Below are 14,062 nucleotides of genomic sequence, written 5' to 3' on the forward strand. Positions count from 1 at the left end.
TGGGCGCGGTCAGTTGTGCTGACGCTGTTGGGATCTGTGATCGGCGAGTGCGCGGTCGATGAAGTGGGAGGCGGCGCCGGTGTAGCGCAGCGGGTCGAACAGCCGGTCGAGGCCGTCCAGGCCCAGCGCCTGCATCACCTCCCCATCCTCGGCCAGCACGTCGCGCAGCGGACGGGCGGCGGCGGCGGCGCGGCGGCTGGCCTCGGCGACGCGGGAATGGGCGGCCATGCGGCCCATGCGGTCGCCCAGCGCCATGGTGACGGCTTCGGCCAGGATCAGGCCGCGGGTCAGGTCCAGGTTGGCGCGCATGCGCTCCGCATCGACGGTCAGGCCGGAAACGGTCTCGCGGGCATGGCGGGCGGCACCGGCAACGAGGCGGCAGAGGTCGGGCAGCGCCTGCCACTCGGCATGCCAGCCGCCGAGGCCGCGCTCATGCTCCTGCACCTGGGCCGCCAGCAGCCCGCCGACCAGGGCGGGAGCGCGGATGGCGGCGGAGAGCAGGACGGCGCAGGACACCGGGTTGCGCTTGTGCGGCATGGTGGAGGAACCGCCGCGGCCGGGGGCGCTGGGCTCGAAGGCTTCTGCCACCTCCATCTGCATCATCAGCGAGATGTCGCGGCCGAGCGTGCCAAGCGTTCCGGCGAGGATGCCGAGGGCGGCGGCCAGTTCGGCGATGCGGTCGCGGCTGGCGTGCCAGGGCAGGGCGGGCAGGGGGAGGTCCAGCTCCTTCGCCAGCGCCTCCGCCACCGCCGGACCGGCGTCGCCGAGTGCCGCCAGCGTGCCGGCGGCACCGCCGAATTGCAGAGCGAGGCGGGCACGGGCGGCGGCGAGGCGCTGGCGGTCGCGGCCGAGCGCGTCGAGCCAGCCGGCGGCCTTCAGGCCGAAAGTGGTCGGCAGGGCGTGCTGAAGCCAGGTGCGGGCGACCATCGGCGTCGCGCGGTGGCGCTCGGCGAGGTCGGCGAGGCCATCGGCGAGCACGGCCAGATCGGCGTCGAGACCGTCGAGGAAGCGGCGCAGCTGAAGCATCAGGCCGCTGTCCATCGCGTCCTGGCTGGTGGCGCCCCAATGGACGTAGCGCGACGCCTCCTCGTCGGCGGCCTTCACGGTGGCGGTCAGATGCTTGACCAGGGGGATGGCGGTGTTGCCGGCGAGCGCTGCCTCCGCCCCCAGCGCGGCCGGGTCGTAGAGATCGGCCCTGCACGCCGCCTCGATGGCCGGGACGGCGCGGGCGGGGATGACGCCGACCGCCGCCTCCGCCCGCGCCAGCGCCGCCTCGAACTCCAGCATGCCTTGCAGCCTTGCCGAGGGGGAGAAGGCGTCGGCCGCGGCATCGCTGGTGAAGAGCGGGTCGAGCAGGGGGTCGGCGTGGATGGTGGTCATGCTGCTCACCCCTTCTTCGCGTCTTCCTCGTCCATCTCGGCATAGACGGCGCGGGCGAGCGCTATCGCGTGGTTGGCGGCGGGGATGCCGGCATAAATGCCGGCCTGCATCAGGATTTCCTTCACCTCGTCGCGGGTGACGCCGGTGTTGCGGGTGGCGCGGATGTGCAGCTTCAGCTCGCCGTCCTTGCCGAGTGCGGCCAGCATGCCGATGGTCAGCATGCTGCGCGTCCGGATGTCCAGCCCCGGCCGGGTCCAGATCTGGCCCCAGGCGGTCTTGGTGATGAACTCCTGGAAATCGGCGTCGAACCCGGTGGCGCGCTCCAGCGAGCGGTCGACATGGGCGTCGCCGAGGACCGCGCGGCGCACCGCCATGCCGCGGTCGTACAGATCCTTGTCCGTCATTTCACGGTCGGCCATCACAGGTCCCTCAGGAAGCCGTCGATCAGGGCTGCCAGCTCCGCCGGCTTCTCGACGCCGGGGATGTGGGCGGCGCCGGGAAGCAGCTCGAACCGCGCGCCGGGGATGCCGGCCGCCAGCTCGCGGGCGGCGTCGGGCGGGGTCGCCACGTCCTCCGCGCCGCAGATCACCAGGGTCGGCGCCGTGATGGCGGCGTTGGCGGCGCGGAGATCGGCGTCGCGGATCGCCATGGCGCAGCCGACATAGCCATCCTCGGGAATGCGGGCGACCATGGCGGTGTAGCCGCGGATCTGGTCGGGACGGCCGTCGCGGAAGCTTTGGGTGAACCAGCGCGCCATCACCCCGTCGGCAATCGCTGTCATGCCGCGGGCGCGGATGGCGGCGATGCGGTCGGTCCAGACCGACGCCGGGCCGATGACGCCGGCGGTGTCGCACAGGATCAGGCCATGCACCCGGCCCGGCGCCTTGACGGCGAGGCGCTGCGCCATCATGCCGCCGATCGACAGGCCGCAGACATGGGCACGCTTGACGCCGAGCGCGTCGAGCAGGCCGGCGGCATCGTCGGCCAGCAGATCCATGCTGTAGCCGGCGTCCTCCGTGACCGGCGTCACCTGGGTCAGGCCATGGCCGCGCATGTCGTAGCGCAGGATGCGGTAACGCTGCGACAGGTGCGGCACCACCGCGTCCCAGATGTGGAAGCTGGTGCCGATGGAGTTGGCCAACAGCAGCACCGGCGCGTCGGCCGGGCCGGTCAGGTCGTAATGCTGGGTGATGCCGGCGGCTTCGATGAAGGGCATTGGGTCTGCCTTCGCTTGTTGTGGCGGTCGCGACTGGGTTTGACGCTACACCCGCTCGATCATCACCGCGATCCCCTGGCCGACGCCGATGCACATGGTGCAGAGCGCCGTCCGGCCGCCGGACCGTTCGAGCTGGTAGACCGCGGTGGTCGCCAGACGGGCGCCGCTCATGCCGAGCGGGTGGCCGAGTGCGATGCCGCCGCCGTTCGGGTTCACATGGGCGGCGTCGTCCGGCAGGCCAAGCTCGCGCAGGATGGCCAGCGCCTGGGCGGCGAAGGCCTCGTTCAGTTCGATCAGGTCGATGTCGCCGACGGTCCGGCCAAGCCGCTCCAGCAGCTTGCGGGTGGCCGGGACCGGGCCGATGCCCATGACGCGCGGCGGCACGCCGGCGGTGGCGCCGCCGAGGATGCGGGCGCGCGGGGTCAGGCCATGGCGCTTCACCGCCGCTTCGGAGGCCACCAGCAGGGCGGCGGCGCCGTCATTGACGCCCGACGCGTTGCCGGCGGTGATCGTGCCGCCGGGGCGGACGATGGGCTTCAGCGCCGACAGCGCCTCGATGGTGGTGGCGCGGGGGTGTTCGTCGGTGGTCACCACCGTCTCGCCCTTGCGGGTGCGGATGGTGACGGGAACGATCTCGCGGGCCAGGCTGCCGTCGGCGATGGCGCGGGCGGCGCGCTCCTGGCTGCGCAGCGCGAAGGCGTCCTGGTCGGCGCGGGCGATCTTCCAGTCGTCGGCGACGTTCTCCGCCGTCTCCGGCATCGAATCGACACCGTAGGCCGCCTTCATCGCCGGGTTGACGAAGCGCCAGCCGATGGTGGTGTCGAAGATCTCGGCCTGACGGGAGAAGGGGGCGTCGGACTTGCCCATGACGAAGGGGGCGCGGCTCATGCTCTCCACCCCGCCCGCGATCATCAGGTCGGCCTCTCCCGCCTTGATCGCACGGGCGGCGGTGGCGAGCGCGTCGAGGCCGGAGCCGCAGAGCCGGTTCATCGTCGTGCCCGGCACCGCGTCGGGCAATCCCGCCAGCAGCGCCGACATGCGGGCGACGTTGCGGTTGTCCTCGCCGGCCTGATTGGCGCAGCCATAGATGACGTCGTCCACCGCGGCCCAGTCGACCGAGGGGTTGCGCTGCATCAGGGCGCGGATCGGCACGGCGCCGAGATCGTCGGCGCGCACCGACGACAGGGATCCGGCATAGCGGCCGATGGGAGTGCGGATGGCGTCGCAGATATAGGCGTCACGCATGGTCTTATCCTTCCCCGCCAACCTGCCCGTGGGCGGCGGCGGTGCGGGCCTGGAGGTCGCGCAGCGCCGCCAGGGTTGCGGCATCCGGGATGTCGGTGGTCTTCAGGTCGGGCGAGATCTTCAGATCCCAGCCGGTGGCCGCCTTCACCTGCTCCACCGTCACGCCGGGGTGGATGCCGGTCAGGGTCAGTTCCTTGGTCACCGGGTCGGGGGTGAGGATGCCGAGGTCGGTGATCACCGCGGTCGGTCCGGCGCCGGGGATGCCGGCCCTGGCCCGTGCATCCCCGCCGTCGAGATAGCCCGCCGAGGTGACGAAGGGCAGCTTGGCGACGAAGGCCTTGGGGCTCTGCTTCAGGACGATGAAGACCTCCTTGGCCTGGGAGGCGATCTCCGGCGCGCCGCCGGCACCGGGCAGCCGCACCTTGGGTGAGTCGTAGGGGCCGATGACGGTGGTGTTGATGTTGGCGAAGCGGTCGACCTGGGCGGCGCCGAGGAAGCCGACGTCGATCCGCCCGCCCTGGAGCCAGTAGCGGAAGATCTCCGGCGTGCCGACCACGGTGTCGGCGGTGAGCGCGAGGTCGCCGTCGCCGATCGACAGCGGCAGCACCGTCGGCTTGGCGCCGATCGGCCCCGATTCATAGATCAGCACGACGTCCGGCGCATGGGTCAGCCGGGCGAGGTTGGCGGCGGTGGAGGGCAGGCCGATGCCGACGAAGCAGACAGTGCCGTCCTTCAGCAGGCGGCTGGCCGCCACCGTCATGATCTCGGTCGCGGTGAAGTCTTCGGAACCCATCACACGGCCTCCTTCATGATCTGGGCCATGCTTTCGGCCAGCACGCGGCGGAAGCCGGCGAAATCGTCGGTGTCCAGCACATGGCGCTGCATCCAGGCCTGGAAGGTCTCGCGCGAGCGGGCGATGGGATCCCAGGCCTTGTAGAAGCGGTTGTCGCGCTCCGAATAGCCCTGCGCGTAGGACGGATAGGCACCGCCGGGGACAGGGCAGACAGCCGACAGCGCCCAATAGGGCAGCACGCAGGCGTTGGGCGGCGCCTCCAGGTCGTCGACGATCTCCTCCACCGTGACGATGGAGCGCTTGGCGGCCAGCACCGCTTCCTTCTGGACGCCGAGGATGCCCCAGAGCAGCACATTGCCGCGGCGGTCGGCCTTCTGGGCGTGGATCACCGTCACGTCCGGCCGGACCGACGGGATGGCGGCCAGCTTTTCGCCGGTGAAGGGGCACTCGACGAAGCGGATGTTGGGGTTGACCTTCGGCAGGTCGGAGCCGGTGTAGCCGCGCAGCAGGGCGAAGGGCAGGTTGGAGGCGCCGGCGACATAGGCGTTCGCCATGCCGGCGTGGCTGTGCTCCTCGATCTCCAGCCGGTGCGGCCAGCTTTGCTCGACCGCATCGCGGAAGCGGTGGAGGGAACCGACGCCGGGGTTGCCGCCCCAGGAGAAGATCAGCTTCGCGGCGCAGCCCATGCCGATCAGCTGGTCGTAGATCAGGTCCGGCGTCATGCGCACCAGCGTCAGGCCGCGCCGGCCCTGCCGGATGATCTCATGCCCGGCGGCATGGGGGATCAGGTGGGTGAATCCTTCCAGGGCGACCGTGTCGCCGTCGTGCACGAGGCTCGCCACCGCCTCGCGCAGGGGCGTGATCTTCGCCATATGACCTCCCGGATGTGCGAAAATCGCACAGATATTCGTCGTTACGCACAGAGTGGCGAGCGGTGCGCTGCGCTGTCAAGGGCGAAAAATGCTTGTATCGTGCGATGATCGCCCATATTGCGGCGCAACATGAGGATTGCTTTGTCGATGCGACCGGAATGAAAGAGAAAAAATATATTTATCAAATACTTGAATTGATGACTGATTCTGTGCGATTATAGAACATAACATCAAATATCGCACTTGACGGTTCGGTCCTCCCTCAGTACGGTGGACGGAACAGTCAATGACCGGAATAGCGAATTCCGGCGCCGGCATATGGTCACATGTGGGAGGGACGATGACGAGGACTCTGCGCAACGCGCTGTTGGGCAACGCGCTGCTGGGTGCGGCGTTCGGTCTGGCGCTGGCGGCCGGTCCGGCCGGTGCCGCCACCATCAAGGTCGGCGTCGTGGCGCCCTTCTCCGGGCCGTTCGGCGTGGTGGGCAAGAGCTTCAAGGAAGCCATCGAGGTCTATCAGGCCGAGCACGGCAAGACCGTCGGCAACGACACGGTGGAGTTCATCTACAAGGACCTCGACCAGGCGAACCCGGCGCAGAGCAAGGCGCTGTCGCAGGAGCTGATCGTCAAGGAGAAGGTGTCCTTCCTCGCCGGCTATTTCTTCACGCCGGATGCGCTGGCCGTCGCCCCGCTGATCGACGAGGCGAACATCCCCTGCGTGATCTTCAACGCCGCGACCTCCGCCATCACGGAGAAGTCGCCGCGCTATGTCCGCACCTCCTTCACGCTGTGGCAGAACACGGTGCCGCTGGCCGAACACATGGCCAAGCAGGGTATCAAGAAGGCGATCTCGGCGGTCAGCGACTATGGTCCCGGCATCGACGGCGAGGCCGCCTTCAAAACCACCTTCGAGAAGAACGGCGGCACGGTGGTGGACACCATCCGCATGCCGCTGAAGTCCACCGACTTCGCCCCCTTCATGCAGCGGATCAAGGATTCGGGCGCCGAGGCGGTCTATGCCTTCCTGCCCGCCGGCCCGACAACGCTGGCCTTCGCCAAGGCCTTCAACGACACCGGGCTGAAGGCGGCGGGCATCAAGTTCTTCGGCCCCGGCGACCTGACCCAGGAACCGGACCTGCCGGCGCTGGGCGACGCGGTGATGGGCATCACCACCACCTTCAACTACAGCCGGGCGCACGAACTCGGCGATGAACAAGGCCTTCGTCGCCAAGCACAAGGAGATGTTCGGCTCCTACGACAGCGTCACCTTCACCTCGGTCGGCGCCTATGACGGCACGCATGTCATCTATCAGATGATCAAGAACAGCGGCGGCAAGATCGACGGCGCCAAGGCGGTGGAGTCGGTGAAGGGCATGAGCTGGGAAAGCCCGCGCGGTCCCCTGACCATCGATCCCGACAGCCGCCACGTCACCCAGACGATCTATCTGCGCACTGTCGAGATGGTCGACGGCCGATTGGAGAATGTCGAGAAGCAGTCGTTCCCGAAGCAGCCGGACTATGGGTACAAGCTGGCGAAGTGAGGGGATGGTCTCCCTCTCCCGTCCCGGTAAGAATGCCCTCTCCCCCCTGCTTTCGCGCATACTTCGTTTGCGCTGACGCGACAGGCGGACCAAAGGTCCGCCGAAAGCGGGGAGAGGGTTAGGGTGAGGGGGACGCGCGGCAGGATTTACGGGTAAGGCACGCAGTGCTTCCCCCTCACCCCGATCCTCTCCCCGGGGGGAGAGGGGGAGGGGCGGGTGGAGAGACATCATGGAAACCATGTTCGGGATCGCCGTCGACGGGGTCGCCTACGGCATGATCCTCTTCATCATCTCCGTCGGGCTGTCGGTGACGCTGGGGCTGATGCGGGTGGTCAATCTGGCGCATGGCGCCTTCGCCATGGTCGGCGGCTATGTCGCCTCCTATGCAGCACAGAGCGCCGGGCTGCCCTATGGGCTGGCGCTGGTGGTGGCGGTGGCGCTGACCGTGCTGGCGACGCTGCCGCTGGAACGGCTGCTGTACCGGCGCATCTACGGCTCGGCCAACGAACTGGCGCAGGTGCTGCTGACCATCGGGCTGACCTTCGTCATCGTCGCCGGCATCAATTACCTGTTCGGCCCGACGCTGAAGCGCATTCCGCTGCCCGATCTGCTGACCGGCACGGTGCAGCTGGGGCCGAAGTCGATCCCGACCCACCGCGCCTTCGTGATCGGCGCCGGGGCGGCCACCCTGCTGGGGCTGTGGTGGCTGTTGGAGCGCACCGATTTCGGCATCCGGCTGCGCGCAGCGGTGGATGACCCCGCCATGGCGGCGGCGCTGGGCATCCGGACCGAGCGGCTCTATCTGGCGACCTTCGCGCTCGGCACCGGGCTGGCGGCGCTGGGCGGCGTGCTGGGGGCGGAACTGCTGCCGTTGGAGCCCTATTACGCCATCCGCTACATCGTGCTGTTCCTGGCGGTGGTGGCGGTCGGCGGGGCGGGCAGCATCTTCGGCTCGGCGGCGGCGGCTTTGGCGCTCGGCATCGTCGACACCGCCGGCAAATATTTGATCCCCAATTTCGGCGAGTTCTTCTTCTACGCCGCCCTGATCCTGATCCTGTTCCGCTGGCCCCACGGCTTCTTCAAAGGGAGGACGGCATGACGAGCGTCGCCGAGCGCGACGGAAAGGCCGGCGCGGTGACCCGCCCCGCTCCGCTCGGGCGGCGCCGCGATCTCGGCTGGATCGGCATTCCGCTGGTCGCATTGGCCGGGCTGGCCGCCTATTGGCTGCTGCCGGACGATCTGGCGCTGCTGACCCGCATCGCCGCCTCGGCGCTGTTCGTGCTGTCGCTCGACCTCGTGCTCGGCTATGGCGGGATCGCCACGCTGGGGCAGGCGGCGATGTTCGGCACCGGCGCCTATGCCGCCGGCATCGTCGCGGTCAACTGGAACAACGACCCCTTCGTCATGCTGGCGGCCGGCGGGCTTGCCGGCGGGCTGGTCGCGCTGGCGACCGGCGCGCTGATCCTGCATGCGCGCGGGCTGACCCTGCTGATGCTGACCATCGCGGTCGGGCAGATCGTGCAGGAGGTCGCCAACAAGGCGCGCGACTGGACCGGCGGCAGCGACGGGCTGTCGGGCATCGACCCGGCTCCGGTGCTGGGGCTGTTCCGCTTCGACATGTTCGGCCGCACCTCCTACCTGTTCGCGCTGGCGGTGCTGGTGGCCGGGCTTTTGGTGGCGCGGCGGATCGTGCGCTCGCCCTTCGGGCTGGCCTGCCGCGGCGTGAAGGAGGACCCCTTGCGGATCTCCGCCATCGGCGGCTCGCCGAAATCCTATCTGGTGGCGCTCTATGGCGTGGCCGGGGTGTTCGCCGGGGTGGCCGGGGGGCTGACCGCGGTCACCAGCGGCATCGTCGGGCTGGACAGCGCCGGCTTCCCCTGGTCGGCGGAGGCGCTGGTGATGCTGGTGCTGGGCGGCACCGGGCGGCTTTACGGTGCTGTGATCGGTACGGCGGCCTTCATGGGCATCCACCACATCCTGGCCGCCAGCGATCCCTTCCACTGGATGGGCTTCATCGGCCTGTTCCTGATCGGCATCGTCCTGTTCCTGCCCGGCGGCATCGCCTCGGGTCTGGAGCGGCTGGGCGGGCTGTTGCGCCGGCCGGCTGGACAGGGGGAGGGTGGGGCATGACCAAGCTTCTTGAGGTCGAGGGGCTGAGCAAGAATTTCGGCGGTTTGCAGGTGTCGTCCGACATCACCATGACGCTGAGTGCCGGCGACCGCTGTGCCCTGATCGGGCCGAACGGGGCCGGCAAGACGACCTTCGTCAACCTCGTCACCGGGGTGATCCCGCCCAGCGCCGGCACCATCCGGCTGGACGGCCGCGACATCACGAGGCTGCCGGCGGCGGAGCGGGTGCGGCTGGGGCTGATCCGCAGCTTCCAGGTGGCGCGGCTGTTCAAGTCGATGACGGTGCGCGAGCATCTGGAACTGGCCGTCCTCCAGCGCGACCGCCGCACCTTCCGGCTGTTCGCCAATGTCGCCAGGGTGGCCGGGCTGGCCGACGAGGTGGCGGGGCTGCTCGATGCCATGGGGCTGACCCATGCGGCGCACACGGCGGTCGGCTCGCTGGCCTACGGGCAGCAGCGGCTGCTGGAGATCGCGCTGGCGCTCGCCATGAAGCCGAAGGTGCTGATCCTCGACGAGCCGGCGGCCGGCGTGCCCCATTCGGAAAGCCAGCGCATCCTCGACGCCATCGACCGGCTGCCCAAGGATTCTGGCGGTGCTGATGATCGAGCACGACATGGATTTGGTGTTCCGCTTCGCGAAGACCATCGTCGTGCTGGCGCAGGGGCGGTTGCTGTGCAGCGGCACCGCCAGGGAGATCGTCGCCGACCCGCGCGTGCGCGAGGTCTATCTCGGGAGCCGTGCCGATGCACACTGAGCCGCGTGGGGCTTTCGAGATCGCGGATCTGCGCGCCGGCTACGGCAAGACGCTGATCCTCGACGGCGTGTCGCTGGCCGTGCCGGCGGGCGGGCGGCTGGCCCTGCTCGGCCGCAACGGGGTGGGCAAGACGACGATTCTGGCGACGCTGGTCGGCCAGACCACCCGCCATGGCGGCAGCATCCGGCTGGACGGGGTGGAACTCGGTGGGATAACTAGCTCGGGTCGCGCGGCAGCCGGGCTCGGCTATGTGCCGCAGACGCGCGACATCTTCAAATCGCTGACGGTGGAGGAGAATCTCGTCACCGGGCTGAAGGGGCGGCCGCGTTCGGCGCTGGAGGAGGCGTACGAGCTGTTCCCCCGGCTGGGCGAGCGGCGGCGCAACGGCGGCGGCGAACTGTCGGGCGGCGAGCAGCAGATGCTGTCGGTCGCCCGCGCGCTTCTCGGCAAGCCGACGGTGCTGCTGCTGGACGAGCCGCTGGAAGGGCTGGCGCCGGTGATTTGCGACACGCTGATGGCGGCGCTGTCCAGGCTCGACATGACCATCCTGCTGGTGGAGCAGCAGGTCGACCGCGCGCTGGACTTTGCCGACCGCGTGGTCTTCCTCGACCGCGGCCGGGTGGTGCATGCCGGGCCGGCGGCGCAGGCGAAGGCCGATCCGGCGCTGCTGGAGCGGCATCTGGGCGTTGCGCTGGCGGCGTAGGGGGGGCCTACCGGAACGGTGGCGCGTAGAGCAGGCCGCCCTGGGTCCAGGGCTTGTTCATGCCGCGGTCCATGCCGTAGGGGGTGCCGAGGTTGCGGTCGAAGATCTCGCCGTAGTTCCCGACCTGGGCCAGCACCTGCAAGGCCCAGTCGTCGGGCAGTCCGAGGGTGCGGGAGACGCTGCCGGCGTGGCCCAGCATGCGGTGCAGTTCGGGATCGTCGGGGATGCGGCCGGCCTGGACGTCGGCCGAGGTGACGCCCTTGGCATCGGCCAGCACGATGGCGTGGAGCACCCAGCGGGTGATGTCGTACCAGTTGCGGTCGCCGCGCGCGATGTAGGGCGTCAGCGGCTCGCGCGAGATCACGTCGGGGTAGATGTAAATGCCCATTCCCGCCTGGCGGTAGCCGGCCAGCGAGGTCACCAGCACCGTGCGGTCGGTGGTCAGCAGGTCGCATTCATGGGCGAGGAACGCCTGCAACGCCTCGTCCAGCGTCTGGAAGGTGCGGATCGTCCAGGGCAGGTCGGACTTGCGGATATGGTCCTCCAGATTGCGGACCGTGGTGGTGGCGGTCTTGACGCAGACGGTGCGCACACCCAGCCGGTCGAGCGGCGGCGGCGGGGTGCCGTCCGAGTGGATGGCGAAGCCCTGGCCGTCATGCAGCAGCGGCATCAGGAACTCGATGTCGTGCGACAGCTCGCGGCTGAAGGTCCAGGTCGTGGTGGTCAGTGCCACGTCGACCTCGTGCTTCTCCACCGCCTGGAATTCCTGCGGCTTCTCCGGCAGGCGGACGACGCGGATGGCCTGGGCGTTGCCGAGCGTCGCCGCGGCGAAGACCCGGCAGACATCGACCAGGAAGCCGTCGAGATGCCCCTGCGGGTCGGAGAAGGAGATGCCGCTGACGCCGCTGCGCAGGCCGCAGATCAGGAAGCCGCGGCCGTGGATGCGCTCCAGCGTGTCGCCGTCCTCGGCCCAGGCCGGTGGCATTAGCGCCGGTAAGGCCGAAACCATCGCCAGCAGCACAAGCAACACCAGCCGCATTCCGACACCCATTCCCCTGACCCGCCTCTTCCACCGCGTGCCGGCGGCGGGCGGGGTCAGGCCGCCTGCCCGGCGCGCAGCGTGCCGAGCAGACTATGCAGCGAAGCCGCTTCCTCGGCCAGCGTGTTCGCCGTCTCGGTCAGCGAGGCGGCGATGTCGCCGGTGCGGGCGGCCTGGGCACTGACGCCGTCGATCAGGCTCGCCACCTCGCCGGTGTTGCCGGCGATCACGCCGACGCGGCGGCGGATGTCGGTGGAGGAGTTGGTCTGGCGGGCCACGGCACCGCCGATCAGCTCCTGCACCTCGCTGATGCGCTCGACCGAGCCGGAGATGCGGGCGAAGGTGCCGACGGTGTTCTGGATGCTGCCGTTGATGGCGCTGACCGACGTGGCGATCTGCACGGTGGCGTTGGCGGTCTCCTCCGCCAGCTTCTTCACCTCCGCCGCCACCACGGCGAAACCGCGGCCCGCCACGCCGGCCGCCGCCGCCTCGATGGTGGCGTTCAGCGCCAAGAGCTTGGTCTGGTGGGCGATGCCGGTGATGACGTCGACGATGCGGCGGATCTGCTCGGTGTTGTCGCCCAGCTGGCCGACCACCTCGCGGGCGGCGGTCAGCTCGCCCAGCGTTGCGCCGACCACGCCGGCCGCCTCGCTCGTCAGGCTGGAGACGGTGCCGATGGTGTCCATCAGCGTGCCGGCGCTGTCGTTGCAGGTGTTGGCGTTGCGGTTGCTCTCGGCGACGAAGCTGCCGGCGCTGACCGTGCTGTCGATGGTGCCGGAGGATTCGCGGCGCAGCGCGTCGGCCAGCTCGCGCAGCTGGCCCGACTGGGTGGCGACGCCCGACGCCACCTGATGCACGTCCTCCATCAGCTGGCGGGCCAGCGCTGCCGAGCGCATCTGCTCGGTCACGTCGGTCCAGGACAGCGTCTTGCCCAGCACGTTGCCCTGGTCGTCGAACACGGTGTCGACATGGGCCTCCACCGTCGTCTCGTCCACCGTCAGGGTGCGGCGCGGGATCTGCGGACGGGCGGGGTCGGTGCAGGCGGCGGTGAAGTCCGGCCCCTGGGCCAGCAGGTCGGGACCGGCCGGGTCGATGCCGTGCGCCTCGCAGAAGGTCCGGGCGGCGGGATTGACGAAGCCGACCTGCCCTTCGCCATTTGGGCCGTCGGTGCGCAGGAGGGCGGTCGGCACCGGGCTGCTGTCGACCATCCGCTTCATCAGCAGCACCTGCTCGACGCTGCCGCGCAGGCGGCGCAGCGCGGCGGCCATCACCGCCAGCTCGTCGCGGCCGGTGCGGGGAACCTCGATGGACAGGTCGCCGGCGGCGATCTGCTCCATGGCGCGGGCGAACTTGCGCAGGTTGGCGATGACGGCGACGCGCAGCAGCAGGGCGGCGGCGATGGCGACGGCCAGCGCGAAGGCGGCGACCATCTTGAGGGCGTCGTTGCGCAGGGCCTCCGTCGCGCCGACGAATTCCGACACGTCGCGCGAGATCTCCGCCGTCGCCCAAGGCAGCCCGCCATCGCCGCCGAGCGCCACGGTGGTGGTGGAGAGCTGCGCATGGGCCGACGGCTCGCCGCCCTTCGCCTCGAACAGAACGCCGCCCTTGGCGTCGGTGATGCGGATGTCGGCGTCGAGCACGGCGCCCAGGTTGGACAGGGCGGGCAGGGGATCGGTCACCACCTCCAAAAAGCCCAGGACGCGGAAGCCGCCGATGGGGACGATCATGCTGAACAGCGGCCGACCCTGGCCGTCGCGCCACAGCAGGCTGGCCGGACGGCGCTTGTCGGCGATGTCGCGGGTCTTCAGCGCCTCGAACAGCGGGGCGACGGTGGCGACGCTGTCCTGCTCCCCGCCGGTGGCGGCGATGCGCGCCATGTCGGCGTCGAACACGGCGACCGAGACCAGCCGCACCTCGCGGTCGACCACCACGGGCCGCGCGTTGATGTTCTTCAGCGCCAGCATCGTCTTGGCCGGGTCCTTCTGGTTGATGCTGTCGACCAGGAAGGCGTCGCGGCTCCATTCGTTGGCATGGCCCTGGAGCCAGTCCGTGTAGTTCTTGCGGATGCGGTCGTTGGCGAGAACCCGCAGGGTGGCCGCGGCACTGCTGTTGAAGGTGGTCAGCGCGAAGTCGGTGTAACGCTGCGACACCCAGGCCTGGCTGGCGATCAGCGCCGCCACCAGCACGCCCACCACCGACACCATGGCGCGGCGCAGGGTCCAGAAGCGGTGGCGCGCACCGCCATCGTCCAAGGTGCTGCCCGCATTCGTCGAGATCGCCGTCATGCCCAAACCCCCGCCGCCAGTGAACGGTTTCAACGGATTGCTACACGCATATCGTCGCAGGGCCCTTTGAACGGTTTAGCGTTCATTTGTGAACAGTTCGTGTCT

General features: G+C 69.6%; 14 protein-coding genes and 1 pseudogene. 7 read left to right on the top strand and 8 right to left on the bottom strand.

Going from position 1 to position 14,062, the window contains the following annotated elements; all coding sequences use genetic code 11:
* Nucleotides 1-9: 9 nt before the first annotated feature.
* From ACWPN3_RS05140 to ACWPN3_RS05165, 6 genes are read right to left on the bottom strand one after another with little or no spacing between them, the layout of a single operon-like run.
* Nucleotides 10-1,380, bottom strand: coding sequence for a 3-carboxy-cis,cis-muconate cycloisomerase (locus ACWPN3_RS05140; protein WP_109452972.1), 1,371 nt, complete (start codon nt 1,378-1,380; stop codon nt 10-12).
* Between the two features lie 5 nt (nt 1,381-1,385).
* Nucleotides 1,386-1,799 (bottom strand): 4-carboxymuconolactone decarboxylase, encoded by a 414-nt coding sequence (pcaC, locus tag ACWPN3_RS05145; protein WP_492243735.1) that lies wholly within the window; start codon nt 1,797-1,799, stop codon nt 1,386-1,388.
* The gene (gene pcaD, locus ACWPN3_RS05150; protein WP_492243734.1) at nt 1,799-2,596 is read right to left on the bottom strand and encodes a 3-oxoadipate enol-lactonase; all 798 of its coding nucleotides are present in this window, start codon (nt 2,594-2,596) and stop codon (nt 1,799-1,801) included. Before pcaD ends, pcaC begins: the two co-directional genes overlap by 1 nt.
* 45 nt (nt 2,597-2,641) lie before the next feature.
* A complete protein-coding gene (gene pcaF, locus ACWPN3_RS05155) occupies nt 2,642-3,841 on the bottom strand; it encodes a 3-oxoadipyl-CoA thiolase (RefSeq protein WP_492243733.1) in 1,200 nt (399 codons plus the stop codon).
* Between the two features lie 4 nt (nt 3,842-3,845).
* Entirely contained in the window at nt 3,846-4,634 is a 789-nt protein-coding gene (locus tag ACWPN3_RS05160; protein WP_492243732.1) for a CoA-transferase subunit beta, read from the bottom strand.
* Nucleotides 4,634-5,506: a CoA transferase subunit A gene (locus tag ACWPN3_RS05165; RefSeq protein WP_492243731.1), complete on the bottom strand. Its 873-nt coding sequence runs from the start codon at nt 5,504-5,506 to the stop codon at nt 4,634-4,636. The genes ACWPN3_RS05160 and ACWPN3_RS05165 overlap by 1 nt, the downstream gene beginning before the upstream one ends.
* A 340-nt stretch (nt 5,507-5,846) precedes the next feature.
* Here ACWPN3_RS05165 and ACWPN3_RS05170 point away from each other — a divergent pair, with 340 nt between their 5' ends.
* The 7 genes and pseudogenes from ACWPN3_RS05170 (at nt 5,847) to ACWPN3_RS05200 (ending at nt 10,633) form a co-directional block, all read left to right on the top strand.
* Nucleotides 5,847-6,797: an ABC transporter substrate-binding protein gene (locus ACWPN3_RS05170; protein ID WP_492261153.1), complete on the top strand. Its 951-nt coding sequence runs from the start codon at nt 5,847-5,849 to the stop codon at nt 6,795-6,797.
* A complete protein-coding gene (locus ACWPN3_RS05175; RefSeq protein WP_492261154.1) occupies nt 6,715-7,047 on the top strand; it encodes an ABC transporter substrate-binding protein in 333 nt (110 codons plus the stop codon). Before ACWPN3_RS05170 ends, ACWPN3_RS05175 begins: the two co-directional genes overlap by 83 nt.
* A 229-nt stretch (nt 7,048-7,276) precedes the next feature.
* Entirely contained in the window at nt 7,277-8,146 is an 870-nt protein-coding gene (locus ACWPN3_RS05180; RefSeq protein ID WP_109048582.1) for a branched-chain amino acid ABC transporter permease, read from the top strand.
* Nucleotides 8,143-9,177, top strand: coding sequence for a branched-chain amino acid ABC transporter permease (locus tag ACWPN3_RS05185; protein WP_492243730.1), 1,035 nt, complete (start codon nt 8,143-8,145; stop codon nt 9,175-9,177). The genes ACWPN3_RS05180 and ACWPN3_RS05185 overlap by 4 nt, the downstream gene beginning before the upstream one ends.
* A gap of 68 nt (nt 9,178-9,245) precedes the next feature.
* Nucleotides 9,246-9,638 (top strand): annotated as a pseudogene (locus ACWPN3_RS05190) (ATP-binding cassette domain-containing protein); the annotation flags it as partial.
* Nucleotides 9,639-9,789: 151 nt separating this feature from the next.
* Nucleotides 9,790-9,930 (top strand): ABC transporter ATP-binding protein C-terminal domain-containing protein, encoded by a 141-nt coding sequence (locus tag ACWPN3_RS05195; RefSeq protein WP_492261244.1) that lies wholly within the window; start codon nt 9,790-9,792, stop codon nt 9,928-9,930.
* The gene (locus tag ACWPN3_RS05200; RefSeq protein WP_492243728.1) at nt 9,920-10,633 is read left to right on the top strand and encodes an ABC transporter ATP-binding protein; all 714 of its coding nucleotides are present in this window, start codon (nt 9,920-9,922) and stop codon (nt 10,631-10,633) included. Before ACWPN3_RS05195 ends, ACWPN3_RS05200 begins: the two co-directional genes overlap by 11 nt.
* A gap of 7 nt (nt 10,634-10,640) precedes the next feature.
* Here the strand turns inward: ACWPN3_RS05200 and ACWPN3_RS05205 are convergent, their stop codons facing one another.
* Both ACWPN3_RS05205 and ACWPN3_RS05210 read right to left on the bottom strand, forming a co-directional pair.
* A complete protein-coding gene (locus tag ACWPN3_RS05205; protein WP_492243727.1) occupies nt 10,641-11,684 on the bottom strand; it encodes an amino acid ABC transporter substrate-binding protein in 1,044 nt (347 codons plus the stop codon).
* Between the two features lie 44 nt (nt 11,685-11,728).
* Nucleotides 11,729-13,957, bottom strand: coding sequence for a methyl-accepting chemotaxis protein (locus ACWPN3_RS05210; RefSeq protein ID WP_492261155.1), 2,229 nt, complete (start codon nt 13,955-13,957; stop codon nt 11,729-11,731).
* Nucleotides 13,958-14,062 lie beyond the last annotated feature (105 nt).

The organism is Azospirillum sp. UENF 111221 (assembly GCF_058780625.1).

Coding starts and splice junctions, on each gene's coding strand:
- ACWPN3_RS05140 (WP_109452972.1), bottom strand. CDS start 1,380: ATGACCACCATCCACGCCGACCCCCTGCTCGACCCGCTCTTCACCAGC.
- pcaD (WP_492243734.1), bottom strand. CDS start 2,596: ATGCCCTTCATCGAAGCCGCCGGCATCACCCAGCATTACGACCTGACC.
- ACWPN3_RS05210 (WP_492261155.1), bottom strand. CDS start 13,957: ATGACGGCGATCTCGACGAATGCGGGCAGCACCTTGGACGATGGCGGT.
- ACWPN3_RS05200 (WP_492243728.1), top strand. CDS start 9,920: ATGCACACTGAGCCGCGTGGGGCTTTCGAGATCGCGGATCTGCGCGCC.
- ACWPN3_RS05195 (WP_492261244.1), top strand. CDS start 9,790: ATGGATTTGGTGTTCCGCTTCGCGAAGACCATCGTCGTGCTGGCGCAG.
- ACWPN3_RS05170 (WP_492261153.1), top strand. CDS start 5,847: ATGACGAGGACTCTGCGCAACGCGCTGTTGGGCAACGCGCTGCTGGGT.
- ACWPN3_RS05205 (WP_492243727.1), bottom strand. CDS start 11,684: ATGGGTGTCGGAATGCGGCTGGTGTTGCTTGTGCTGCTGGCGATGGTT.
- ACWPN3_RS05165 (WP_492243731.1), bottom strand. CDS start 5,506: ATGGCGAAGATCACGCCCCTGCGCGAGGCGGTGGCGAGCCTCGTGCAC.
- ACWPN3_RS05180 (WP_109048582.1), top strand. CDS start 7,277: ATGGAAACCATGTTCGGGATCGCCGTCGACGGGGTCGCCTACGGCATG.
- ACWPN3_RS05160 (WP_492243732.1), bottom strand. CDS start 4,634: ATGGGTTCCGAAGACTTCACCGCGACCGAGATCATGACGGTGGCGGCC.
- pcaF (WP_492243733.1), bottom strand. CDS start 3,841: ATGCGTGACGCCTATATCTGCGACGCCATCCGCACTCCCATCGGCCGC.
- pcaC (WP_492243735.1), bottom strand. CDS start 1,799: ATGGCCGACCGTGAAATGACGGACAAGGATCTGTACGACCGCGGCATG.
- ACWPN3_RS05185 (WP_492243730.1), top strand. CDS start 8,143: ATGACGAGCGTCGCCGAGCGCGACGGAAAGGCCGGCGCGGTGACCCGC.
- ACWPN3_RS05175 (WP_492261154.1), top strand. CDS start 6,715: ATGAACAAGGCCTTCGTCGCCAAGCACAAGGAGATGTTCGGCTCCTAC.